General features: G+C 60.8%; 22 protein-coding genes. 8 read left to right on the forward strand and 14 right to left on the reverse strand.

Annotation, left to right across the window (positions count from 1 at the left end; genetic code table 11):
• Positions 1-69: 69 nt before the first annotated feature.
• The 10 genes from pgi to dksA form a co-directional block, all read right to left on the reverse strand.
• A complete protein-coding gene (gene pgi / locus HX817_RS16855) occupies positions 70-1,734 on the reverse strand; it encodes a glucose-6-phosphate isomerase (protein WP_076013744.1) in 1,665 nt (554 codons plus the stop codon).
• 225 nt (positions 1,735-1,959) lie between these two features.
• Positions 1,960-2,811 (reverse strand): pantoate--beta-alanine ligase, encoded by an 852-nt coding sequence (gene panC, locus HX817_RS16860; RefSeq protein ID WP_177040625.1) that lies wholly within the window; start codon positions 2,809-2,811, stop codon positions 1,960-1,962.
• Positions 2,808-3,608 carry a 3-methyl-2-oxobutanoate hydroxymethyltransferase gene (gene panB, locus HX817_RS16865; RefSeq protein WP_008436874.1) on the reverse strand — a complete coding sequence of 267 codons (801 nt, stop codon included), beginning with the start codon at positions 3,606-3,608 and terminating at the stop codon, positions 2,808-2,810. The genes panC and panB overlap by 4 nt, the downstream gene beginning before the upstream one ends.
• Positions 3,609-3,956: 348 nt before the next feature.
• Positions 3,957-4,445, reverse strand: coding sequence for a 2-amino-4-hydroxy-6-hydroxymethyldihydropteridine diphosphokinase (gene folK / locus HX817_RS16870; protein WP_087693395.1), 489 nt, complete (start codon positions 4,443-4,445; stop codon positions 3,957-3,959).
• 4 nt (positions 4,446-4,449) lie between these two features.
• Positions 4,450-5,856 carry a polynucleotide adenylyltransferase PcnB gene (locus HX817_RS16875; protein WP_003212161.1) on the reverse strand — a complete coding sequence of 469 codons (1,407 nt, stop codon included), beginning with the start codon at positions 5,854-5,856 and terminating at the stop codon, positions 4,450-4,452.
• Between the two features lie 711 nt (positions 5,857-6,567).
• Entirely contained in the window at positions 6,568-8,007 is a 1,440-nt protein-coding gene (locus HX817_RS16880; RefSeq protein WP_003212159.1) for a sigma-54 dependent transcriptional regulator, read from the reverse strand.
• Positions 8,008-8,029: 22 nt separating this feature from the next.
• Entirely contained in the window at positions 8,030-10,984 is a 2,955-nt protein-coding gene (locus HX817_RS16885) for a sensor histidine kinase (protein ID WP_023659379.1), read from the reverse strand.
• Positions 10,968-11,144 carry a hypothetical protein gene (locus tag HX817_RS16890; RefSeq protein WP_003176118.1) on the reverse strand — a complete coding sequence of 59 codons (177 nt, stop codon included), beginning with the start codon at positions 11,142-11,144 and terminating at the stop codon, positions 10,968-10,970. Before HX817_RS16890 ends, HX817_RS16885 begins: the two co-directional genes overlap by 17 nt.
• A gap of 62 nt (positions 11,145-11,206) precedes the next feature.
• Complete coding sequence (gene gluQRS / locus HX817_RS16895) at positions 11,207-12,094, reverse strand: tRNA glutamyl-Q(34) synthetase GluQRS (protein ID WP_177037051.1); 888 nt, start codon at positions 12,092-12,094, stop codon at positions 11,207-11,209.
• Between the two features lie 84 nt (positions 12,095-12,178).
• Positions 12,179-12,613, reverse strand: coding sequence for an RNA polymerase-binding protein DksA (gene dksA, locus HX817_RS16900; protein ID WP_003212154.1), 435 nt, complete (start codon positions 12,611-12,613; stop codon positions 12,179-12,181).
• A gap of 321 nt (positions 12,614-12,934) precedes the next feature.
• Here dksA and HX817_RS16905 point away from each other — a divergent pair, with 321 nt between their 5' ends.
• Together HX817_RS16905 and sfsA are read left to right on the forward strand one after the other, a co-directional pair.
• Positions 12,935-14,107 carry a pyridoxal phosphate-dependent aminotransferase gene (locus tag HX817_RS16905; protein ID WP_008436881.1) on the forward strand — a complete coding sequence of 391 codons (1,173 nt, stop codon included), beginning with the start codon at positions 12,935-12,937 and terminating at the stop codon, positions 14,105-14,107.
• Entirely contained in the window at positions 14,107-14,820 is a 714-nt protein-coding gene (sfsA, locus tag HX817_RS16910) for a DNA/RNA nuclease SfsA (RefSeq protein ID WP_177040626.1), read from the forward strand. Before HX817_RS16905 ends, sfsA begins: the two co-directional genes overlap by 1 nt.
• Here sfsA and HX817_RS16915 read toward each other — a convergent pair.
• The gene (locus HX817_RS16915; protein WP_003212149.1) at positions 14,817-15,134 is read right to left on the reverse strand and encodes a Rieske (2Fe-2S) protein; all 318 of its coding nucleotides are present in this window, start codon (positions 15,132-15,134) and stop codon (positions 14,817-14,819) included. The genes sfsA and HX817_RS16915 overlap by 4 nt on opposite strands.
• A gap of 207 nt (positions 15,135-15,341) precedes the next feature.
• Here HX817_RS16915 and HX817_RS16920 point away from each other — a divergent pair, with 207 nt between their 5' ends.
• The 3 genes from HX817_RS16920 to HX817_RS16930 are packed head-to-tail and all read left to right on the forward strand — an operon-like array spanning position 15,342 to position 18,021.
• On the forward strand, positions 15,342-16,220 hold the full coding sequence (locus HX817_RS16920) for a hemin ABC transporter substrate-binding protein (RefSeq protein WP_177040627.1): 879 nt from the start codon (positions 15,342-15,344) through the stop codon (positions 16,218-16,220).
• On the forward strand, positions 16,217-17,254 hold the full coding sequence (locus HX817_RS16925; protein ID WP_003212144.1) for an iron ABC transporter permease: 1,038 nt from the start codon (positions 16,217-16,219) through the stop codon (positions 17,252-17,254). The genes HX817_RS16920 and HX817_RS16925 overlap by 4 nt, the downstream gene beginning before the upstream one ends.
• The gene (locus tag HX817_RS16930; RefSeq protein ID WP_134325723.1) at positions 17,254-18,021 is read left to right on the forward strand and encodes a heme ABC transporter ATP-binding protein; all 768 of its coding nucleotides are present in this window, start codon (positions 17,254-17,256) and stop codon (positions 18,019-18,021) included. The genes HX817_RS16925 and HX817_RS16930 overlap by 1 nt, the downstream gene beginning before the upstream one ends.
• A gap of 249 nt (positions 18,022-18,270) precedes the next feature.
• Here HX817_RS16930 and HX817_RS16935 read toward each other — a convergent pair whose 3' ends face one another.
• The 3 genes from HX817_RS16935 to HX817_RS16945 all read right to left on the reverse strand — a co-directional run bounded on the left by HX817_RS16935 (position 18,271) and on the right by HX817_RS16945 (position 20,739).
• A complete protein-coding gene (locus HX817_RS16935) occupies positions 18,271-18,543 on the reverse strand; it encodes a TfoX/Sxy family protein (protein WP_003212140.1) in 273 nt (90 codons plus the stop codon).
• Positions 18,544-18,743: 200 nt separating this feature from the next.
• On the reverse strand, positions 18,744-19,088 hold the full coding sequence (locus tag HX817_RS16940; RefSeq protein ID WP_003212138.1) for a pentapeptide repeat-containing protein: 345 nt from the start codon (positions 19,086-19,088) through the stop codon (positions 18,744-18,746).
• Between the two features lie 94 nt (positions 19,089-19,182).
• Positions 19,183-20,739, reverse strand: a complete 1,557-nt coding sequence (locus HX817_RS16945) for a bifunctional aminoglycoside phosphotransferase/ATP-binding protein (RefSeq protein ID WP_177040628.1) — start codon at positions 20,737-20,739, stop codon at positions 19,183-19,185.
• Positions 20,740-20,857: 118 nt separating this feature from the next.
• On the opposite strand from HX817_RS16945, the gene mrcB reads away from it, so the two are divergent.
• From mrcB to HX817_RS16960, 3 genes are read left to right on the forward strand one after another with little or no spacing between them, the layout of a single operon-like run.
• Positions 20,858-23,182 (forward strand): penicillin-binding protein 1B, encoded by a 2,325-nt coding sequence (gene mrcB, locus HX817_RS16950; protein WP_003212132.1) that lies wholly within the window; start codon positions 20,858-20,860, stop codon positions 23,180-23,182.
• A 16-nt stretch (positions 23,183-23,198) separates the two neighbouring features.
• On the forward strand, positions 23,199-23,939 hold the full coding sequence (locus HX817_RS16955; RefSeq protein WP_177021514.1) for a M48 family metallopeptidase: 741 nt from the start codon (positions 23,199-23,201) through the stop codon (positions 23,937-23,939).
• Positions 23,939-24,268 carry a YqcC family protein gene (locus tag HX817_RS16960; RefSeq protein WP_003212129.1) on the forward strand — a complete coding sequence of 110 codons (330 nt, stop codon included), beginning with the start codon at positions 23,939-23,941 and terminating at the stop codon, positions 24,266-24,268. Before HX817_RS16955 ends, HX817_RS16960 begins: the two co-directional genes overlap by 1 nt.
• Positions 24,269-24,398 lie beyond the last annotated feature (130 nt).

Here is a 24,398-nt window from a genome sequence, read left to right on the forward strand (position 1 = left end):
CGCTGGCAAGCCAGCTCCTACAAGGGTCCGCTCCCGCAGGTTCAGACCCTCATTGTAGTGCTGATACCATCAACCGCGGTGACGGCCGCGGAAGTAGTTGATCAACCCTTGGGTGGACGCGTCGTCCGCAGGCTGTTCTTCGGTGCCGGTCAGGCGGTTGTAGACGCCTTTGCCCAGCTCCTTGCCCAACTCCACGCCCCACTGGTCGAACGCGTTGATGCCCCAGATGACGCTTTGCACGAACACTTTGTGTTCATACATCGCCACCAGTGCGCCAAGACGGCGAGGGCTGATGCGTTCAACCACAATGGTGTTGCTCGGACGGTTGCCCGGGATCACCTTGTGCGGTGCCAGCTTCTGCACTTCGGCCTCGTCCATGCCCTTGTCGCGCAGCTCGGCTTCAGCTTCGCTGCGGGTCTTGCCGAGCATCAGGGCCTGGCTCTGGGACAGGCAGTTGGCGTACAGCCACTGATGGTGGTCGGAGACCGGGTTGAAGCTGACGATCGGCACGATGAAGTCGGCCGGGATCAGTTGGGTGCCCTGGTGCAGCAGCTGGTGGTAAGCATGCTGGCCGTTGCAGCCTACGCCGCCCCAGATAACCGGGCCGGTGTCGGTGGAAACCGGCGTACCGTCCTGGCGCACGCTCTTGCCGTTGGATTCCATGTCCAGCTGTTGCAGGTGCTTGGTGATGTTACGCAGGTAGTGATCGTACGGCAGGATTGCGTGGCTCTGCGCGCCCCAGAAGTTGCCGTACCACACGCCCAGCAGGCCGAGCAGCACCGGCATGTTCGCCTCGAATGGAGCGGTCTGGAAATGCTGGTCCATGGTGTAGGCGCCGGACAGCAGTTCCTTGAAGTTGGACATGCCGATGGCCAGCGCGATGGGCAGGCCGATGGCCGACCACAGCGAGTAACGACCGCCCACCCAGTCCCACATCGGGAAAATGTTCTCTTCGCGGATACCGAACGCCACGGCGGCCGCGTTGTTGCTCGATACGGCGATGAAGTGGCGATACAGCTCGGCTTCCGAGCCACCCTGAGCCAGGTACCAGGCGCGGGCGGCCTGGGCGTTTTTCAGGGTTTCGAGGGTGTTGAAGGATTTTGACGAGACGATGAACAGCGTGGTCTCGGCGCGCAGCTTCATGGTCAGCTCGTGGAACTCGCTGCCGTCGATGTTTGCCAGGTAATGGCAGCGCACGCCTTTGTGGGCGTAGGACAACAGCGCTTCAGACACCAGCTCCGGGCCGAGGAACGAGCCACCGATACCGATGTTCACCACGTCGGTGATCGGCTTCTCGGTGTAGCCACGCCACAGGCCGTCGTGGATGCGGCCGACCAGGTCAGTGATCTGGTTCAGCACCTTGTGCACGTCCGGCATGATGTTCACGCCGTTGACCGACAGTTTGTCACCCACTGGGCGGCGCAGCGCGGTGTGCAGCGCCGGGCGACCTTCGGAAGAGTTGACCGGCTCGCCGTTGAACAGCGACTTGATCGCGCCCTGAAGGTCGACTTCCTTGGCCAGGCCTACCAGCAGGTCGCGGGTTTCGCTGGTGATCAGGTTTTTCGAGTAATCGAGGAAAAGTCCGCAGCTGCTCAAGGTGAACTGGGTAAAGCGCTGGGGATCGGCATTAAAGGCTTCGCGCATGCTGAAATCCTGCATGGCTTGGCGATGTTGATTGAGCGCTTGCCAGGCGGGCAGAGCGGTAACGTCATGAGGAGTGCGGTAGTACGCCATCGCTGCGGGTTTCCTTTTTATTGCTGGGACTGCTTTTAGGACACTTGAAAGCCGGGAATGTCCTGTCTTTGTGAAGATGACAGGCTCCGGTCAACGCCAACGAAGAGCGTAGGGCGAATACATTAAACCTAGCGTGTCGATCTGTCTTGGCTTTGTCTGCGCTGTGGCCGGTACTTTTTTATACCGGCCGACCAGGCAGTGCAACAGGCGGGGTGTGCGGCGGGGTCAGTTCAGGTGCAGATGCAGGTTGTCGATCAGCCGGGTGGCGCCCAGGTAGGCGGCGACCAGGATCACCAGGTCCTTGTCTTCGGCGGTGGCCGGACGCAGGTGCAGGCCCTGGCGAACCTCCAGGTAGTCCATGCGAAAACCTGCCGCTTCGATCTGCTGGGCCTGTGCGGCGCGCAGTTTGGCGAAGTCGCGGTCGCCCGCTTCAATGGCGGCGGCGATCTGGCTGAGGCTGCGGTACAGCACCGGTGCGATCGCGCGCTGCTCGTCGGTGAGGTAACCATTGCGCGACGACAGCGCGAGGCCGTCGTCGGCGCGCACGGTCGGCTCGCCGATAATCTGGATCGGCATGTTCAGGTCATGGACCATGGCGCGAATCACCGCCAGTTGCTGGTAGTCCTTCTGGCCAAAGATCGCCAGGTCCGGCTGGACCATGTTGAACAGCTTGCTGACCACCGTGGCCACGCCTTCAAAATGCCCGGGCCGGCTGGCGCCGCACAGGCCTTCGGACAGTTGCGGCACGCTGACGCGTGTCTGGCCGGCCATGCCGTCGGGGTACATTTCGTCGACGGTCGGGGCGAACAACAGGTTGCAACCGGCTTGCAGCAGCTTCTCCTGGTCGGCCGCCAGGGTGCGCGGGTATTTGTCCAGGTCCTCGCCGGCGCCAAATTGCAGCGGGTTGACGAAAATGCTCGCCACCACGAAGTCCGCTTGTTGCGCAGCCTTGGTGACCAGCGTGGCATGGCCGCTGTGCAGGTTGCCCATGGTGGGCACGAAGCCGATGCGTTTGCCCGCGCTGCGGGCATGGGTGACGGCGGCGCGCAGTTCGCGCACGGTCTTGACGGTGTTCATGCGGAGAATCCGTGTTCGGCGCCCGGGAAGGTGACGGCTTTGACTTCGCTGACATAGGCGGCGAGGGCTGATTGGATGCTGTCCTGGCCCGCCATGAAGTTCTTCACGAACTTGGGTACGCGGCCGGTAAGGGACAGGCCCAGCATGTCATGCAGTACCAATACCTGGCCGTCTGTGGCAGAACCGGCGCCGATACCGATCACCGGTACTTTAACGGCCTGGGTGATTTCCGCTGCCAGCTCGCTTGGCACGCATTCGAGCAGAATCATGCACGCACCGGCCTGTTCAAGGGCGATGGCATCGGCCCGCATCTGGCGCGCCTGGGCTTCGCCGCGGCCTTGTACCTTGTAGCCGCCGAGGATATTCACTGACTGTGGCGTCAGGCCCATGTGCGCGCAAACCGGCACGCCGCGTTCAGCCAGCAAACGAATCGACTCGGCGAGCCAGGCGGCACCTTCAACCTTGATCATGTGTGCACCGGCACGCATCAGTTGAGCACTGTTGGTCAGGGTCTGTTCGATGGTGGCATCGGCCATGAAGGGCAGGTCGGCAATGATGAAGGCGCCTTCGTTGCCGCGCTTGACGCAGGCCGTGTGGTAAGCGATTTCATCATTGGTGACGGGCAGGGTGCTGTCATTCCCTTGTAGAACCATGCCCAGGGAGTCCCCCACCAGCAACACTTCAACTCCTGCCTGGCTGCTGGCCTGGGCAAAAGTGGCGTCGTAGCAGGTCAGCATGGTGATCTTTTCACCTTTGAGCTTGAGGCTCTGCAAGGTGCTCAGGGTAACGTTTGGCATGAAAAGGGTCCTCATTCAGGCGCTTGGAAACAGCGAGTAACGCGCGTGAGTCTTCGTTTATACAGGCGCACTTTCTTAAGGATCAGTGCTTATAAGGCCTGGATTGCGCCCTTTAGCGCCGGGTAGGCGGCAGCGGGACGCCTATAGTCGTGAGGAGGACTCTGGAAGTCAATTGGATGTGTTACCGCATTGTTACGGCGGTGGTGTTACCGCTGTTACTGATGCGATTCAGCAGTAAATGATGCGCAGTAAATGCAGGAGCGAACTTGCTCGCGAAGGTCGTCAATGATGACGCGGGAAGCCTGGCGCCCAGCGGTGTTCTCAGGTTTTTCGCGAGCAAGCTCGCTCCTACAGGTTTGAAGGCAGGCGTTCCAGGCCGACAAACGGGCAGGCATCCAGCAGGTCGCCGAGCAGGCGGCCATCGGCCAGTTGCAGGCTGGCCGGGGCCAGTTCTGCCAGCGGGTAAAGCACGAACGCCCGCAGGTGCATTTGATAGTGCGGCACCTTCAAGCGCGGCTCATCGATCAGTCGGTCGCCAAACACCAGGACATCCAGGTCCAGGGTGCGCGGGCCCCAACGCTCAAGACGCTCGCGGCCCTGGTCATTCTCGATGGCTTGCAGCGCATCGAGCAGTTCCAGTGGTGCCAGGGCGCTGTCCAGGGCCGCGACCGCATTGGTATAGCGCGGCTGGCCCGGGAGCAGGGAATCACTTTGATAGAAGGCGGAGACGCCCGCCAGCGTGGTGTCCGGCAATTGCGCGAGGGCCTCGATGGCGTCTCGCAATTGTTGCTCAGGGGCAGCCAGGTTGCTGCCCATGCCGACGTAGATACGTTCCACGTGCTTACTCGCCCGACGCGCTCGATGAATCGCCAGCGCTGCGTTTGCGCTTGCTGCCACTGCTGCGGCGACGTTTTTTCGGGCCATCGCCGGTGGCTTCGCCTTTGCTGCTGAGCTCTTTGATCATCTCGCGGCGCTGGCTGTCGTTGGCGTCCTGGTAGTCGGTCCACCATTCGCCCAGGCCGTCGGTCTGCTCGCCGGCGCTTTCGCGCAGCAGCAGGAAGTCATAGCCGGCACGGAAGCGCGGGTTGTCCAGCAGCAGGTCGGCGCGTTTGCCGCTGCGGCGTGGCAGGCGCTCCTGCATGTCCCAGATCTCGCGGATCGGCATGGTGAAGCGTTTCGGGATGGCGATGCGCTGGCATTGCTCGGCGATCAGCTCGTGAGCGGCTTCCTGCATGGCCGGAATTGCCGGCATGCCACGGTCTTGCAAGCGCATGACGCGTTTTGGAAGCGCTGGCCACAACAGGGCGGCAAACAGGAACGCCGGGGTTACCGGTTTGTTCTGCTTGATGCGCAGGTCGGTGTTGATCAAGGCTTCGCTGATCAGCGTGTGGGTGTAGGTCGGGTTGTACTCCAGTGCTTCGGCGCTGGCCGGGAACAGTGGGTCGAACAACTGCAGGTCTACCAGCATTTCGAAGGTGTCGGCAGCATAGCCGGAGAGGAACAGCTTGAGCACCTCTTCGAACAACCGGGCCGAGGGAATTTCCCGCAGCATCGGCGCCAGGTCGCGAATCGGCGCGGCCGTGTGCTTCTCGATGCCGAAGTTCAGCTTGGCGGCGAAACGCACGGCCCGCAGCATGCGCACCGGGTCTTCCTGATAGCGTTGCGTCGGGTCGCCGATCAGGCGCAGCAAGTTGTTGCGGATGTCGTGTACGCCATTGGCGTAATCGAGGATGCGCTCGCTGACCGGGTCGTAATACAAGGCGTTGATGGTGAAGTCGCGGCGTTGCGCGTCTTCTTCCAGGGTGCCATAGACGTTGTCCCGCAGGATGCGCCCGCTTTCATTGCGGGAAGACTGGTTAGTGTCTTCTTCTTCATCGTTTTGCGGATGGTTGGCGCGGAAGGTCGCGACCTCGATGATCTCGCGACCAAAGTGGATGTGCACCAACTTGAAGCGCCGGCCGATGATCCGCGCATTGCGGAATTCGGCACGCACTTGTTCCGGCGTGGCGCTGGTGGCGACGTCGAAATCCTTGGGAGTGATATTGAGCAACATGTCGCGCACGCAACCGCCAACCAGGTAGGCCTGGTAGCCGGCGTTCTGCAAACGTTCGACGATGTTCACCGCATAACGGCTGAACTGGGCGCGTTGCAGCGAATGCTGGCTGCTATTAAGCACTTCAGGCGTGCTGCGTTTGTGTTGCGTACGACGCAAGGGAGAACGGAATGACTGGAACAACTTCTTCAGCATGGGATGCACTGTTTGAAGGAATGTTCGGCCATAACGAAGAATGACCGCATGATGGGCCGGGATTCTAGCATTTAGTCAGGGGATGGTGTAGGAACTAGCTGCAAGGCTTGAGCCAGAAGCTTAAAAGAAGGGTGGCAGGTGCCAAATCGCGGAAACTACAAGGGGAGCCGAAGCTCCCCCAGAAGTAGTTGCGTGCTCTATTTTTATTATTGGTTTCGGGCTTCTTGTTTTTGTTGATCGCCCTCGCCATGAAGCTTCACCTTCATGACACTCCCAATCGGGAGCCAAGAGCAAACGGATTGCTTTGGTCGCTGTGTTGCTGATCTACGATCCAACCAGTTCAGGCTCTGCCTTAGGGCAGTTTTTGTTGTTCTCGGCCTGGTTGCGGGGCAAGCCCCAAATGCAACGCCTCTCCAAAAGAATCAGTTAGCTGCGCCTCCGCCGTGTTGTTTTTGTTATGCGTGAGTCGATTCGTCTTATTTTTATTGTCTTGTACATTTGCTTGTTATTGTTTTTGTACTAAGCATATAGCAGGGTGCGTGCCAACTTTTGCGAGGCCCAGCAAAATAAGGGGTTCGGGGCGTTTTCGGGTTTGTTGAAGGCGAAAAAAAGCCGGGGCTTCGTTACCGTAAGCCCCGGCTTTTGTTACGTGAAAAATCAGCGGTAACAGTTTTTTCACATCTGAGGGTGTTACCTGTGGGGGCAGCCCACTCAGCTTTCGCTGGCAACCCCGGTCTTGCGCCGCGGGATACCCAGGCGCTGGCGCCGTTCCCACAGGCATTTACGGCTGACGCCCAGTTTGCGCGCCAGTTCGGTCTCGGTCATATGGTCCTGGTGCTCCAGCACGAAATGCTGGAAGTAATCTTCCAGTGACAAATCTTCCGTCGGCTCGTGGCTGTTGTTACTGCCGCCACCTTGCTGCGGTGGCAAACCGATGAAGTCATCATCATCCAGGTCGCTGAGCTCGATATCGATCCCCAGCAGCTCGGCGGAAATTTCCGGGCTCTCCGACAGAATCACCGCACGCTCTACCGCGTTTTCCAGCTCCCGCACGTTACCCGGCCAGGAGTAGTGACGAATCGCCTGCTCGGCATCGGCAGCAAACTTCAGGTCGGTACGGTTGATGCGCGCACTCTGGCGCGCCAGGAAGGCCGTGGCGATTTCGTTGACGTCGGCGCCGCGCTCACGCAGGGCCGGCAGTTTGAGAGCTATCACGTGCAGGCGGTAATAAAGGTCTTCACGGAACTGGCCAATCTTGGCCAGGCTCTTCAGGTCACGGTGAGTGGCCGCAATCAGTCGTACGTCGACCTTCTGCGACTGTACCGAACCGACGCGGCGTATTTCGCCTTCCTGGAGTACCCGCAGCAAGCGTGCCTGGGCTTCCAGCGGCAGTTCGCCAATCTCGTCGAGGAACAGCGTGCCGCCGTCGGCGGCCTCAACCAAACCCGCACGGCCAGCGCTGGCGCCGGTAAAGGCGCCTTTTTCATGGCCGAACAATTCGGATTCGATCAGGGATTCGGGGATCGCGGCGCAGTTTACCGAGATCATCGGTGCCTTGGCGCGCTTGGACAGGTTGTGCAGGGCACGGGCCACCAGTTCTTTACCGGTACCGGACTCGCCCTGGATCAGTACATTGGAGTCGGTTGGCGCCACTTTGCGGATCTTGCTGTACAGGTCCTGCATGGGTGGGCAGGAGCCGATGATGCCGATTTCGCCGTTACTGTTGTCAATACCGGGTTTTTCAGAACCATTGGCGGCCTTGCCCGCTGCCGGGCGTTCAGCCGGTGCGCTGCTGGCCGATTGACGGTCACGCAGGATGCGCGCTACGGCCTGGAGCATTTCGTCGTGGTCGAAGGGCTTGGCGATGTAGTCCACCGCGCCCATCTTCATGGAGTCCACGGCCGAGCGCAGGCTGGCGTAGCTGGTCATGATCAGCACCGGAGTGCCTTGGCCGAGCTTGATCAGCTCGGTGCCGGGGGCGCCTGGCAAACGCAGGTCACTGACGATCAGGTCGAACGTGGGAATGCTGAAACGCTCTTGGGCTTCCTGCACCGAGCCGGCTTCGCTGACCTGGTACTGATTACGTTCAAGCAGGCGACGCAAGGCAGAGCGGATAATGGTTTCGTCTTCGACGATCAAAATGTGCGGCATTGATTCAACTCTCTCGACGGTCTCAGTTCACAGCGGACGTCGCTTCGACATGACGCGGCAAGGTCACCCGAATACGGGTGCCGCGTTGGCTTTCGGTGTCAGCCGGGCTGTCGATGGTGATTTGTCCATAATGCTCTTCAACGATGGAATAGACCAGTGCAAGGCCCAGACCGGTACCTTCACCCGGATCCTTGGTGGTGAAGAAGGGTTCGAACAATCGATCCATGATGTTCTGTGGAATGCCGCTGCCTTCGTCCTCGACGATCAGATCGACCGTGTGCTCGAAAGCCTCGCTCTTGACCCGTACTGCGCTGCCGGCCGGCGATGCGTCGCGGGCGTTGGACAGCAGGTTGATCAGCACTTGGGCCAGGCGTTGTGAATCACCGTCGACCCAGTGTTCCGGGTCGCACAGGTTGAAGAACTGTACTTCGAAATTGCGCCGGTTCAAGGCCAGCAGCCCAATGGCATCCTGGGCCACTTCGGCCAGGCACACCGCTTCGTCGTGATTCTGATGGGCGCCCGCGTGGGCAAAGCTCATCAGCGACTGCACGATGCGCGAAACACGCTTGGTCTGCTCGAGAATCTGCCCGCTGATTTCGATGATTTCGCCGTCTTCTTCGCGCTCTTCCCGCAGGTTTTGCGCGAGGCAGGCGATACCGGTGATCGGATTGCCGATTTCATGGGCCACACCCGCGGCCAGGCGCCCGATGCTGGCCAGGCGCTCGGAGTGCACCAGCTTGTCTTCGAGCATCTGGGTTTCGGTCAGGTCTTCCACCAGCAGCACCAGGCCGCTGTTGCCGGGCGCCAGTGGCTCGTCGATGGCGGCCTTGTGCAGGTTGAGCCAGCGGGTCTGGCCATCCAGCGCCAGGTGCTGTTTGTGCAAGTGTTCGTCGGGCAGGTTGATGAAGCCCTGGAGCAATTCTTTCCACGGGTCGCCAATGGTGTTCAGGCGCGAGCCCACCACACGTTGGGCGGCGATGCCGGTGAGCTCTTCCATGGCCTTGTTCCACATCAGGATCTCTTGATCCTTGGCCAGGGAGCAGACGCCCATCGGCAGTTCCTGCAACGTCTGGCGGTGATAGCGGCGCAGGGCATCGAGTTCGGCGGCAAGGCCGGTGAGGCGGGAGTGGTAATCCTCCAGCCGGCTCTCGATGAAGTGGATGTCTTCGGTCACGTAGTTTTCGCCGCCGGCCTTGTAGGGCAGGAAGGTCTCGACCATGTCCTGGGACACGCTCGGGCCCATCAGGCCGGAAAGGTTGGCTTCGATACGGTCCCGCAGGCGGCGCAGGGCGTAAGGCCGGCGCTCGTCGAACGGCAGGTAGAGATCGCGCAGGGCCTGCTCGACTTCCTTTTGTGCGGCCTTGGCGCCCAGCGGCTTGGCCAGTTGCGTGGCGAATTCCTGGGGTGAGGCCGCGTGCAGTTCGCGGCGTTGCGGGCGACGGACGTTGTCCACTGCGCAGGCTTCGGCAGCGCTGGTTTCTTCGGGGCTGGCGTTGGTGAACAGCGAGATCAGGGTGAACATCAGCACGTTGGCCGCCAGCGAGGCAATTGCCGCCATGTGCCAACTGGTGTCATCCAGCACGTAGATCATGTTCAGCAGCGGGATGTAGAAGCCCTGCAGGTTGCCCACCAGCGGCAGCAGCATGGTCACGGTCCATACCAGGATCCCGGCGAGCAAACCGGCGATAAAGCCTCGGCGGTTGGCGGTCGGCCAGTACAGCACCGACAGCACGCCCGGCAGGAACTGCAAGGTGGCAACGAAGGCAACGATGCCCAGGTTGGCCAGGTCCTGTTCTGCACCCAGCAACAGGTAGAAGCCATAGCCGGCCATGATGATCGCGACGATCAGGGCCCGGCGGGTCCATTTCAGCCAGCGGTAGATATTGCCTTCGGCCGGCGGCTGGTAGAGCGGCAGCACCAGGTGATTCAGCGCCATCCCCGACAGCGCCAGGGTACTGACGATGATCAGCCCGCTGGAGGCCGATAATCCGCCGACATAGGCCAGCAATGCGAGGGATTTGCTGTTGGCGGCAATACCCACGCCCAGCGTGAAGTATTCGGGATTGGTGGTGGCGCCAAGTTTCAGGCCGGCCCACAGGATCAGCGGCACCGCCAGGCTCATCAACAGCAGGAACAGCGGCAAGCCCCAGCTGGCGCTGACCAGCGAGCGCGGGTTGAGGTTTTCGGTGAAGGTCATGTGGTACATGTGCGGCATCACAATCGCCGAGGCGAAGAACACCAAAAGCAGCGTGCGCCATGGGCCTTCCTGCAACGGCGTGTGCAGTGCGGCCAGGGCGGTCTGGTTTTGCAGCAGCCACAGTTCCAGCTGTTGCGGGCCGTCGAATACGCCATACAACGCATACAGACCGACACCGCCGATGGCGATCAGCTTGATCACCGATTCAAACGCGATCGCAAACACCAGTCCTTCATGTTTCTCACGGGTGGCGATATGCCGTGAGCCGAAGAAAATCGTGAACAGAGTGATCAGCGCGCAGAAGCTCAATGCCACGCGGTGTTGCACCGGCTCGCGGGTGAGGATGCTGATGGAGTCGGCCACGGCCTGGATCTGCAATGCCAGCAACGGCAGCACGCCGATCAGCATGAAAATCGTGGTCAGCGCACCGGCCCAGGTACTGCGAAAACGGAACGCAAACAGGTCGGCCAGGGACGACAACTGATAGGTGCGGGTGATTTTCAGGATCGGATACAACAGCACCGGCGCCAGCAAGAACGCGCCGGACACCCCGAGATAACTCGAAAGAAAGCCGTATCCATACTGATAGGCCAGGCCCACGGTGCCATAAAACGCCCAGGCACTCGCGTACACGCCCAACGACAAGGTGTAGGTCAACGGATGGCGAATGATCGCCCGCGGAATCATCCCACGTTCACTGATCCAGGCTACCCCGAACAACGCGGCCAGGTAGGCGGCGCTGATCAGCAGCATCTCGGTCAGGCTAAAGCTCATCGGCATCTTTTTGGCTCTGCAGGATGAAAGTCACGACGATCAGAATCAGCCAAAGCAGATAGGGCCGGTACCAGGCGCCTGTGGCGTCGATCCACCAATCCATGATGGCGGGAGAAAACAGGTAGATCCCGACGACCAGCAGCAGGACCAATCGATAGATGTACATGTTGGCCTCTGATTGAAAAACTGCGGCGATGGTAACGGATGGCTCGCAAGCTGCAAGCGCCTTCAGCGCAATTGCGCTTCGGCCAGCGTGAGTGTGCGCGGGATCTGTGTGGCATCCCAGTGTTGAATGCCCCAATCCAGCAGTTCCCGTGGGCTGGCGTGGTGCAGTTCGTCGCCCGCCGGCTGGCCCAGGGCGCGCAGTGCTCTTAACAGCAAAGGCGTGGCCTGGTCAGTGGTCAAGGGCGGTGAGCGGTAGGATTTGCCCAGCTTGTTACCGTCCGGCTGGATGATCAACGGCACATGCAGGTAACGCGGTTGGCGCAGGCCCAGCAATTCTTGCAGATACAGTTGGCGTGGCGTGGAGTCGAGCAGGTCGGCGCCACGCACGATGTCGGTCACACCTTGCCAGGCATCATCGAGGACTACCGCCAGTTGGTAGGCATACAGGCCGTCGCGACGGCGGATGATGAAGTCGCCTACGTCGCGACCCAGATGCTGTCGGAATTCGCCTTGTACACGGTCGGTAAAGTGGTACTCCAACTCCGGCACCCGCAGACGAATGGCAGCATCTTGCTGGTCATGCCCGGCATTGCGGCACAGGCCGGGATAAATCCCGTTGTAGGGTTCCAGTTGTTTGCGCGAACAGGTGCAGGCGTAGGCCAGGCCGTGATTGAACAGGCGGTTGAGCACGTCAGCGTAGGCATCGTGCCGCTCGCTTTGTCGGACCAACTCCCCGTCCCATTCAAAACCATAGCGTTCCAGGGCATTCAGGATGGCGGCCTGGGCGCCGGGCTCTTCCCGTGGCGGATCGAGGTCTTCCATGCGCATCAGCCAGCGGCCTTGGTTGGCACGGGCGTCGAGGTAGGAGGCGAGGGCGGCGACCAGGGAACCGAAGTGCAGGTGTCCGCTGGGCGTGGGGGCGAAACGCCCGATATAGGAGGAGGCTGTCATGGGCCGGATATTACTGGAAAACCAGCAAACGCCAGAAACAAAAATGGGGCGTTCGCACGCCCCATTTGTTCAGCCCGGCAATGATTACTTGCCGACCTGTTTTTCCTTGATTTCAGCCAAGGTCTTGCAGTCCACGCACAGGTCGGCGGTAGGACGCGCTTCCAGGCGGCGAATACCGATCTCGACGCCGCAGGACTCGCACCAGCCGTACTCTTCGTCTTCGATGAGTTGCAGGGTCTTGTCGATCTTCTTGATCAGCTTGCGCTCGCGATCACGGGCGCGCAGTTCAAGGGCGAACTCTTCTTCCTGGCTGGCACGGTCTGCCGGGTCCGGGAAGTTGGCCGCTTCGTCCTTCATATGGTCAACGGTACGGTCAACCTCTTGCATCAAGTCCTGTTTCCACTGCTTCAGGATCTTGGAGAAGTGTTCGCGCATGGGCTTGCCCATGTATTCCTCACCCTTCGCCTCGACGTAGGGTTGGAAGCCGCTGATGCTCTGTTGCTTTGCTTGGGTGGGCATGAATGGACCGCCTCTCACTCTTCTAATCCATTGCGCAGGATTGCAACATCACCGACACCTGCCGGCCCTGCGGCTGCAAGCGGGCGAACTTACCAGATAGATTCGGGGTGCGCCACTCCCGGTTGTCGAGGCACCGTCTCCTGAGGCTTGCAAACCGCCGCAGGCCCCAGCAGGGCGGGCTTGTACGGTCTCGAATGTTGATTTTAGCTGTTTTGCAGGTAGTTGCTTGCCGTGCTTGCTACATGTCTTGGGGCAATAGAGCAGGTTTTGCGCGGCGGGTTGGGTAGAATCGGGGTTTGTCCTCAGAGTTAAGGAAGGCTAATGGCTCAGCCCTACAGTGCGCGCAGCCGCGCTATCGAACCTTTCCATGTCATGGCGTTGCTGGCGCGGGCCAATGAATTGCAGGCCGCCGGTCACGACGTGATTCACCTGGAAATCGGCGAGCCGGACTTCACCACCGCCGAGCCCATCATCAAGGCCGGGCAGGCGGCGCTGGCCAATGGCAAGACCCGCTATACCGCGGCCCGCGGGCTGCCGGAGTTGCGGCAAGCCATCAGCGGTTTCTACCAGCAGCGCTACGGGTTGAGCATCGATCCCGAGCGAATTCTGATTACTCCCGGCGGCTCGGGAGCCTTGTTGCTGGCGAGCAGCCTGCTGGTGGATCCTGGCAAGCACTGGCTGCTGGCAGACCCAGGCTACCCCTGCAACCGCCACTTCCTGCGGCTGGTGGAGGGCGCGGCCCAACTGGTCCCGGTCGGCCCCGAGGTGCGTTATCAACTGACCGCCGACCTGGTGGCGCGCCATTGGGATCAGGACAGCGTGGGCGCGTTGGTCGCGTCGCCTGCCAACCCTACCGGCACCATCCTGACGCGGGACGAGTTGGCGGGGTTGTCGAGCGCCATCAAGGCGCGCAATGGGCATTTGGTGGTGGATGAGATCTACCACGGCCTGACCTACGGCACCGATGCCGCCAGCGTGCTGGAAGTTGACGATGAAGCCTTCGTTCTAAATAGTTTTTCGAAGTATTTCGGAATGACCGGCTGGCGCCTGGGCTGGCTGGTGGCGCCGCCTGCTGCGGTGGGTGAGCTGGAGAAACTGGCGCAGAATCTCTACATCAGCGCGCCGAGCATGGCCCAGCATGCGGCCCTGGCCTGCTTCACCCCGCAAACATTGAACATTCTTGAAGATCGCCGGGCCGAGTTTGGCCGGCGTCGCGACTTCCTGCTGCCAGCATTGCGCGAGTTGGGTTTCGGTATTGCCGTGGAGCCGGAAGGCGCGTTCTACCTGTATGCCGATATCAGCGCATTCGGCGGCGATGCCTTCGCGTTCTGCCGGCACTTCCTCGAAACCGAGCACGTTGCGTTCACGCCGGGCCTGGATTTCGGCCGTTATCAAGCCGGTCACCATGTGCGTTTTGCCTACACGCAAAACCTTGATCGCCTACAGCAAGCCGTTGAACGGATTGCCCGCGGACTGCGGAGTTGGCAAGGCTGATGCGCTTTAATCCTCCCCTTGAAGAAGGCCGGCTGATCCGCCGCTACAAGCGTTTTCTCGCCGATATCGAAACCGTTACCGGCGAGTTGTTGACCATTCACTGCCCGAACACCGGCTCGATGTTCAACTGCATGGTGGAAGGTGGCCAGGTCTGGTTCAGCCGCTCCAATGACCCCAAGCGCAAGCTGCCAGGCACCTGGGAAATCAGCGAAACCCCACAAGGGCGCCTGGCGTGTGTGAACACGGCGCGGGCCAATCAGTTGGTTGAAGAAGCGCTGCGCGCGGGGGTTATCACCGAGCTCAATGGCTTTACTGCCTTGAAACGCGAAGTCGCCTACGGCCAGGAAAACAGCCGGATCGATTTCCGCCTGGACTACCTGGCGGGCGCGGCGTATGTCGAAGTCAAAAGCGTCACCCTCGGGTTTGACGGGACCTCGACGGCGGCGTTTCCCGATGCCGTGACCCAGCGCGGTGCCAAGCATCTGCGTGAGCTGGCGCATCTGGCGCGTGAAGGTGTACGGGCAGTGCAGTTGTACTGCGTCAACCTCTCGGGGATCGATGCGGTGCGTCCTGCCGAAGAAATTGATGCCGGTTATGCGGCAGCGTTGCGTGAGGCCAAGGCGGCGGGCGTCGAGGTGCTGGCCTATGGCGTGCGAGTGACGTCAGAGGAAATCTGCGTCGATCGCCGGCTGGAAGTATTGCTCGGCGACTAGAGTTGTACCCACAGGCCTTGTTCGTCCTCGCGGCCGGGCAGGGCTGTCAGGCTCTGGCCGGCGCAAGGGCCGGCGACGCACTCACCGCTTTCGATCAGGAACAGCGCGCCATGGGTGGCGCACTGGATCAGGCTGGCGCTGGGGTCGAGAAACTGGTGCGGCTGCCATTCCAGCGGCACCCCGCGATGTGGGCAGCGGTTGATATAGAAGTAGGCAATGCCTTCGCGGCGCACGGCAAACAGCTTGCGGCCGTCGATATCGAAACCGAGGCTGGCGTTGGGTGCGAGTTCGCTGGAGGCGCAGAGAAACTTCATATCGATCCTTAAGTGCCGCCGTTTGCGGGCTGCAAGGCTATCCTGATTTTTGCCGCAGAGCCCGGTGCTTGACGTGCAAATGCAAACAATTATCAAATGCCGGCTTCGCCCGTAAGCTGACTGGGCGCTCTGTACGATGTCCGGCAGCCTTGATCTGTCACATTGCGAGTGTTTCAGCGGGCTCACCCCTTGGAAGGAAACCCTTTTATGCGCCTGAGTGCCAGTGCTATCGCGCTCGTTGTCGGACTGCTGGTCAACGCTGGGGCCCAGGCCTCTGAACTGCCACAACGCTGGGTCAGCGCCGGTGGTGCGTTGTCGGAATGGGTGACGGCCCTGGGCGGTGAGTCAAAGCTGGTGGGCGTGGATACCACCAGCCAGCATCCGGAATCCCTCAAGGCGTTGCCGAGCATTGGTTACCAGCGTCAGTTGTCGGCGGAAGGCATTCTGAGCCTGCGCCCGCAAATCCTGGTGGGCACCGAGGAAATGGGGCCGCCACCGGTGTTGGCGCAAATCCGCAATGCCGGTGTGAAAGTGGAGCTGTTTTCAGCCGAGCCGGATCTGCCGACGCTGCAGGGCAACCTTCAGCATTTGGGCAAGCTGCTGGGTAACGAAGCGAAGGCTGCAGAACTGTTCAGTGACTATCAGCAACAACTTGACCACCAAAAGAACTGGGTGGCCAAGGCCCAGGCCACTCAAAAGGCGCCTGGAGTGCTGTTGCTGCTGGGACATGCCGGCGGCAAACCGCTGATTGCGGGCAAAGACACGGCGGCTGACTGGATGTTGCAGCAGGCCGGCGGCCATAACCTGGCGACCCACGATGGTTACAAGCCGTTTTCCGTAGAGTCGCTGGCGGGGCTCAATCCTGAGGTGCTGGTGTTTGCCGATCGCGCTTTGACCGGGGATGCGGCCCGCGCCGCGTTGTTCAAGGAAAACCCGATCCTGGCTTCGACGCCAGCGGCCAAGAATGGACGCGTCTATGAACTGGACCCGACGCTGCTGGTGGGTGGGCTTGGGCCACGCTTGCCGCAAAGCCTGGTGAGGCTGTCTGCCGGGTTCTATCCGTCTCAGGCTAATACCGCCCCATGACCACTCTGGTTAAACCGCGAACCCTTTTTATCGGCTTGAGTCTGCTGTGTGTATTGGCGATCTGGTTGTCATTGGCCCTTGGACCGGTGAGTTTGCCGTTAATGGACACACTGCGGGCAGCCTTACGCTTGATGGGTGTGCCAATCGAGGCCCAAGGCCTGGAGCAGGCGGAGTTGATCCTCGGGCAGATTCGCCTGCCGCGTACGTTGCTGGGCTTGGCCGTTGGTGGGGTTCTGGCACTTTCCGGCGTTGCAATGCAGGGGCTGTTTCGCAATCCATTGGCTGATCCCGGGTTGGTCGGGGTTTCCAGCGGTGCAGCGTTGGGCGCGGCGATTGCGATTGTCGGTGGTTCGTTTTTTGGTGGTTTGCCGGATGCCCTCGGGCCTTATCTGCTTTCGTTGTGTGCCTTCCTCGGCGGTTTGGGGGTAACAGCGCTGGTCTATCGCCTGGGGCGGCGCAACGGCCAAACCAACGTCGCGACCATGTTGCTGGCGGGTATCGCCCTGACGGCGCTCGCCAGTTCGGCGGTGGGCCTGTTCACCTACCTGGCAGATGACGCTACCTTGCGCACCCTGACGTTCTGGAACCTGGGCAGCCTGAATGGCGCCAGCTACTCGCGCTTATGGCCGCTGCTGCTGGTCAGCGCCGGCGTAGCACTGTGGCTGCCACGCCGGGCCAAGGCGCTGAATGCACTCCTGCTGGGTGAGTCGGAAGCCAGTCACTTGGGCATTGATGTTGAAGGCCTCAAGCGCGAACTGGTGTTCTGCACCGCGCTGGGCGTGGGCGCGGCCGTGGCGGCTGCGGGGATGATCGGCTTTGTCGGGCTGGTGGTGCCGCATCTGGTACGCCTGCTGGCGGGGCCGGATCATCGGGTGCTGCTGCCAGCCTCGGTGCTGGCGGGGGCGAGTTTGCTGTTGTTTGCCGATCTGGTGGCGCGCCTGGCCTTGGCGCCGGCGGAATTACCGATCGGCATTGTTACCGCGTTTATCGGTGCGCCGTTTTTCCTCTACCTGTTGTTACGAGGGCGCGCCTGATGCTGCGAGTAGAAGACCTGCAGATCTGCCGTGGGCGCAAAACTGTGCTGGCGGACATCACCCTGGACCTGTTGCCAGGAGAAGTGCTCGGCGTATTGGGCCCCAACGGTGCGGGAAAAAGTACATTGCTCGGTGCGTTATGCGGCGAGTTGCAGCCCGACCAAGGCCGTGTGTGGCTGGATCAGCGTGAGTTGAAAGACTGGGGCGGAGCGCAGCGTGCCCAGCGGCTGGCGGTGTTGCCGCAGACCTCGACCCTGGACTTTGCCTTTCGCGTCGAAGAGGTGGTGGGCATGGGGCGCTTGCCTCATCAGACGGGCCGGGTGCGTGACGATGAAATCATCAATGCTGCCTTGCAGGCTGCCGACGTTAGCCATTTGAGCGGGCGCAGCTATCTGGCGTTGTCGGGCGGCGAGCGGCAGCGTGTGCACCTCGCACGGGTGCTGGCGCAGCTATGGCCGGGTGAAGCGGGGCAGACCTTGTTGCTGGATGAGCCGACGTCAATGCTTGACCCGCTGCACCAGCACACCACCTTGCAGGCGATCCGCCGCTTTGCCGACCGTGGCGCGGCGGTGCTGGTGATCCTTCACGACCTGAACCTGGCGGCGCGCTACTGTGATCGCATCCTGTTGCTGGAGGATGGCCGGCCCCATGCGTTGGACACACCGGCACAGGTGTTGCGGCCTGAGCCGCTGAAGGCGGTATTCGGGCTGGATGTGTTGGTGCAGCCGCATCCGGAGCGCGGCCATCCGTTGATCATTGCCCGCTGAAAATCGCCGCAGTTTTTTATGGGCAAAAAAAGACCCGGCAAGAGCCGGGTCAAATAACCGTGATTAGCCTGATGAGGAGATAATCTGAGAGTCCGAACCAATGGTCTTTCAGTTATCGGCTGATCTCGCGACCAGTTGTGATAATCATAACGATTCTCATTTGAGAGTCAACATTTGTTTTTGCGGTCTCTTCGAATTTCCTCAAACTTCTGTTTGGAATCCCCGTAAACGCGGGTGCAAGTTGGCATCTCAATTCTTTTGGCGTGCCGTCAGAGCGTCCAGCTGACGATTTAAAGCTTCCTTGCGTTCAACGGGAATGTCATTCCAGTGCACATCCATCAGCGCGCCTTCAATGGCATACAACAACACTTTGGATGCCCTGAAACCGCGGGTGCGTACGGCACGGTACGCGTCGACTGCCCCCAGGCGGCGTAGGTCGGACGCACTGTGGATGCCCACCGCATGCAGCCATTGCGCCGACGTCTTGCCAAGGTTTTTCAGGTGTTGCAGCTCATCATTCATCAAGCCTCCTTGCGACGGCCGAATGGTTCGGTGGGTATCGTGACCAGGCAAGCCTGAAAGGAGTGTAGCGCTCAGTAGGAAAAGCGTAGTTCTTTGGTCGGCAACGACCTAAAAGCTTCTAAGGCAGGCGGGGGTTTTAGCGTAGGAAAGGGTGAAGCCCCCGGTACGCCCTGTGCGTAGCCGGGAGCCGATGCAGCGGTTTAGCGAGTGCGGTAGCGCAGGCGTGTGCCGAAATTGACGGACATCAGGATCTCATCGGCGCTTAACTCAGGGGGGAAATAAGTGCCGGAGATCTGGGCATGCGCCAGGCTCGCCCCTTCCAGTGGGCAGTCACGCAAATCCAGGCCGCGCAAGTCGGCGGAGCGGAAATAAGCGTCGGTGAAATCCACGCCATCGGCATTCAGGTCGCGCAGGTCCAGGCCGCGAAAGTCGCCACCGCGCATATCGATGGTGCCGTCTTTCGGACGCTCCTGGTTGAAGCCGCGGATATCATCTTTATGCAGAAGCGCGTACAGCGGGGTATCAAGTAGCTTCGGCTGGCTCACAATGGCGACTCCCGTGTTGGAATTATGGCGCCATTATAGTGCCACTATTTCTCGGCCGTGAGCCCCGGAAGGCTGCACGACCAAGAAATATTTCTTACAGCCCCGGCAGACGCTGGCGAATATGTGCCACCAATGCGTCCAGGGTCCCGCTTTCATTGGTCTCCACGCGCTTGCTGAGCAGCAACTCCTCGGCGCTGAGCGGGTCACGGGTGGCCTGCTGTTCTTCGATGATGGCCAGGGTGGCGTCGGAGGGGTCGTTCTTGTCTGCCTGACGTTGTGCCAGCCAAGCGGCGATTACCGCCTGTGGCGCATTGCAGTCAAGGATCAGGAATGGCGCGCCGGTGGCCTCGGCGATCTTGGCCGCCGCGTCGCGTTGTTCTCGCTTGAGGAAGGTCGCGTCCAATACCACCGGGAAACCGGCGCGCAGTACGGTGTCGGCGATTTCGTTCAGGCGCGCGTAGGTCGCGGCGCTGGCGTCTGCGGCGTAGATCCCGGCCTGCGGCGTGTTCTCGACCTTCTGCTCGCCGAACAGGCGCTTGCGCTCTACGTCCGAACGCAGGCGAATCGCCCCCAATGCTTCTACGAGGCGCATGGATACATGGCTTTTGCCAACGGCCGATACCCCATGGGTGATGGCCAGGAAGCGCGACGGGATGGTGCTGTAGCTTTCTGCCAGGTTGGCGTAGTTGCGGTACTGGCGCAGGGTGGTAGCGCGCTGCACCGCGTCCGCCTCGGAAGGCATGCTGAACAGCGCGATCTTCGCACGTACCAGAGCGCGGTAGGCTTTATAGAAGTTCAGTACTTCCAGGCCTTGATAGTCGCCGGTCAGCTCCAGGTATTGGCTGATGAAGCGTCGTGCCAGGCTCTTGAGGCCGCGGTCTTCCAGGTCCATCGCCAGGAAGCCGGTGTCGGCATACACGTCGGTGAAGCGGAACGGCTCGTTGAACTCGATGCAGTCGAAGATCACCACGTGGCCATCAATCATCGTGGCGTTGCCCAGGTGGATATCACCGTGGCATTCACGGGTGAAGCCATTGAGCTTGCGTTGTTCGAACAGTGACTTGAGGCGCTCGAAACTGCTTTCGGCCCAGGCCTGCAAGGCGTCCAGTTGTGCCAGGTCGGCCTTGTCGCTGAGGAACGGACGGATCTGCTCGAAGTTCTGCAGCACCGGTGCCATGACATCGTGCGGCGTGCCAGCAGAGTTAGTGGCCGGCACTTTCGGGGCATTCAGGTGAAAATGCGCGATCTGCCTGGCCATTTCGTCGATGTGCGCGCTGGTCAGTTCGCCGTTGGCCTGCAGAGTGCTGAGCAGTTGGCTTTGCGGGAACTGGCGCATTTTCAGCATGTAGTCGACCACCGGACCGTCGCCGCCCAACTGCGGTGCCTCGGCGCTACCGGTGATCGGCAACACTTCAAGATACAAATCATCGGTCAGGCGCTGGTTGAGGCGCAGCTCTTCATTGCAGAAGTGTCCGCGGGCTTGCAGGGTGGTGAAATCGAGGAAACCGAAATTCACCGGCTTCTTCATCTTGTAAGCATAGGGCCCAGTGAGCAGGACCCAGGAAATATGGGTCTCGATGACTTGGAACTGATCCACCGGATGGGGAAACAGGGCCGGGTTTTGCAGGGCAGCAATCAGGGACTGGCTCACGGGCGATCCTTCAGAGTCTGGGAAAATTCATGGCGGGCATTATGGCTCCTACAGGCGGTCGTGCAAACCGCTGTCCGGCTCATGTTGGTCATCAATAAAGTGCGTATAATCCGCCGCCATGACTCGTACCCGATCTCCCCGTTCCCGTAAAAAACCTCCTTCCCGCGGCCTGCGCCCTTGGCTGGGCTGGGCGCTTAAGCTCAGCCTGGTAGGGCTTGTCGTGATCGCCGGCTTCGCGGTTTACCTCGATGCCGTGGTCCAGGAGAAGTTCTCCGGCAAGCGCTGGACCATTCCGGCCAAGGTCTACGCGCGCCCGCTGGAACTGTTCAGCGGCCAGAAGCTGAGCAAGGATGACTTCCTCACCGAGCTCGATGCCCTGGGCTATCGCCGCGAACCCGTGAGCAATGGCCCCGGCGCCGCTGCCGTCAGCGGCAACACGGTTGACTTGAACACCCGCGGCTTCCAGTTCTATGAAGGCCTGGAAAAACCCCAGCCGGTGCGCGTGCGCTTCTCTGGCGACTACGTAGCCGAACTGTCCTCGCTCAACGGCTCGAAGTTGCCGGTGGTGCGCCTGGAACCCTTAATGATCGGTGGGATTTATCCGAAAAACCTGGAAGACCGCATCCTGATCAAGATCGATCAGGTGCCGCCTTACCTGCTGGATACTCTGATCGCCGTCGAAGACCGGGATTTCTACAGCCACTGGGGCGTATCACCGAAGTCCATCGCGCGCGCCCTCTGGGTCAACACCTCCGGCGGCAAGATGACCCAGGGCGGCAGTACGCTGACACAGCAATTGGTCAAGAACTTCTACCTGACCAACGAGCGCAGCCTGACCCGCAAGCTGACCGAAGCCATGATGGCGATGCTGCTGGAGCTGCACTACAGCAAGCAGGAAATTCTTGAGGCGTACCTCAATGAAGTGTTCGTTGGCCAGGACGGTCAGCGTGCCGTCCACGGTTTTGGTCTGGCCAGCCAGTTCTTCTTCGGCCAGCCGTTGTCCGAGCTGAAGTTGCACCAGGTGGCGCTGCTGGTGGGCATGGTCAAGGGGCCGTCCTACTACAACCCGCGTCGCAACCCGGAGCGGGCGCTGGAGCGCCGTAACCTGGTGCTGGATGTACTTGAGCAGCAAGGTGTCGCCACCCCTGAACAAGTGGCCGCCGCGAAGAAAATGCCACTGGGTGTAACCACCCGCGGCAAGCTCGCCGACAGCTCCTTCCCGGGCTTTATCGACCTGGTCAAACGCCAGCTGCGTGAAGACTACCGCGACGAAGACTTGACCGAAGAAGGCCTGCGGATCTTCACCAGTTTCGACCCGATCCTGCAGATGAAGGCCGAAGCGTCGGTCAATGACACCTTCAAACGCCTGACAGGTCGTAAAGGCTCTGACGACGTCGAGGCTGCGATGGTGGTGACCAACCCGGAAACCGGCGAAGTCCAGGCCATGATCGGCAGTCGCCAGGCCAGCTTTGCCGGGTTCAACCGGGCGCTGGACGCGGTGCGGCCGATTGGCTCGCTGGTCAAGCCGGCGGTGTACCTGACCGCGCTGGAAAAACCGAGCAAGTACACGCTGACCAGTTGGCTGTCCGATGACCCGCTGTCGGTCAAAGGGGCTGATGGCCAGATGTGGACGCCGCATAACTTTGATCGTCGCTCCCACGGTACGATTTTCCTGTACCAGGGCTTGGCGCATTCCTACAACATCTCGACTTCCCGCCTCGGCCTTGAACTGGGCGTGCCGAACGTGCTCAAGACGCTCGGCCGGTTGGGCATCACTCGTGAGTTCCCGGCGTTCCCATCGATGCTGTTGGGTGCGGGCGCGATGAGTCCGATGGAAGTGGCGACCATGTACCAGACCCTGGCCAACGGTGGTTTCAATACGCCGATGCGTGGGATCCGGAGCGTGTTGACGGCCGAAGGCGAACCGCTCAAGCGCTATCCGTTCCAGATTCAGCAACGCTTTGACCCGGCCTCGATCTACCTGATCCAGAACGCCATGCAGCGCGTGATGCGCGAAGGTACCGGGCGCTCGGCCTACAACGTGCTGCCGGCCAACCTGACACTGGCTGGCAAGAGCGGTACCAGTAACGATTCGCGGGACAGCTGGTTCGCAGGGTTCAGCCAGGACCTGCTGGCAGTGGTTTGGCTGGGGCGTGATGACAACGGCAAGACGCCGTTTACCGGTGCCACCGGCGCGTTGCAGGTATGGACCAGTTTCATGAAAAAGGCCGATCCACTGCCGCTGAACATGCCGCAGCCGGACAATATCGTCCAGGCCTGGATCGATCCGCACACCGGCCAGGGTTCCGATGCCAACTGTCCGGGCGCGGTGCAGATGCCGTATATTCGCGGCAGCGAGCCACCACCCGGTGCAGCGTGCGGAGCCAGTGCGCCCGCCAGTGCTGAATCGGTGATGGATTGGGTCAAGGGCTGGATGAATTAAGCAAAGAGGGTTTCACGTGAACAAGTTGTTGATTCCAGCTATTACAGTTTTGGCATTGCTCGGTGGTTGCGCCAGCGTGGAGCGGGGCTCTATTCCGGTGGTGGACTCCAGTACAACGGTGTCCAACAACGACCGGATCTCGGCCAACGGCGGCTTCCGCCAAACCGTTACCAACCGTCCCGCCCAGGCCCGGCCCCAGGCGCAAGCCGTGCCTCAGGATTCTGGTGTAGTGGTGATGATCCCGGGTGGCGGCGCTGCCACCTCGGCTCCGATCAGTACTCAACCATGGACCCCAGGCCCAAGTACATCGGGCCCGATCGACGCCACGCCGATTCAAACGGCACCGATCAACCAGGGCACCTACAACATGCCGTCGACGCCGAGTGGAATTCCTTCCGCCAGCAGTGCCGGCGGTCTGTCAGCCGATGAGCAGTTGGATGGCCCGGTGCTGGCGTTGCTCACCACTGCCCAACAGCAGCAGTCGGGCGGCGATTTGAACGGCGCATCGTCGAGCCTTGAGCGCGCCCAGCGCGTGGCACCGCGTGAACCGCAAGTGCTATACCGCCTGGCTCAGGTTCGCATGGCCCAGGGCGATGCCCCACAAGCTGAACAATTTGCCCGCCGCGGCCTGACCCTGGCCAATGGCCGTCCAGACCTGCAGGCCAGCCTGTGGAACTTGATCGGTGATGCCCGCGAGAAGCAAGGCGATGCTGCCGGCGCCGCCCAGGCTCGGCAAAAAGCCAAGGTAAGCCTCTGATGGATGCACGCTTTCCGGCGATTGCCGAACAGTTGTTGTTGATCGAACGCGAACTGCGCTTGCAGGGCTGGTGGGACGAAGTGTCCCCCAGTGCTGAAGCCTTGAGCAGTGTTGAGCCGTTTTCCGTCGACACACTGGACTTTCACCAGTGGCTGCAATGGATTTTCCTGACACGGATGAAGCAAATCCTCGAACAGGACCTGCCATTGCCCAATGCGTCGGGGATTCTGGAGATGGCCGAGATGGTTTACGCCGATCGGCCACTTGAGAGCCTTGGCCTGCGGACTGCGCTGAAAAAGTTCGATCAACTGATCGTCGACGCTCGTTAATTGCCTGGCTGCCGGTTTTTCCGGCAGTCTTGCGCATATTTCTACCGCTTTGCGCCATTCAGGCGAGTTTTATCCCTCCTCAAGCCCCTTTCTTCTACGTTCTCATGCGCTTAGTTGGAAAAAAGCGCAA

Source organism: Pseudomonas sp. C6002, assembly GCF_013385805.1.
In the GTDB taxonomy this organism is placed as follows: Bacteria; Pseudomonadota; Gammaproteobacteria; order Pseudomonadales; family Pseudomonadaceae; genus Aquipseudomonas.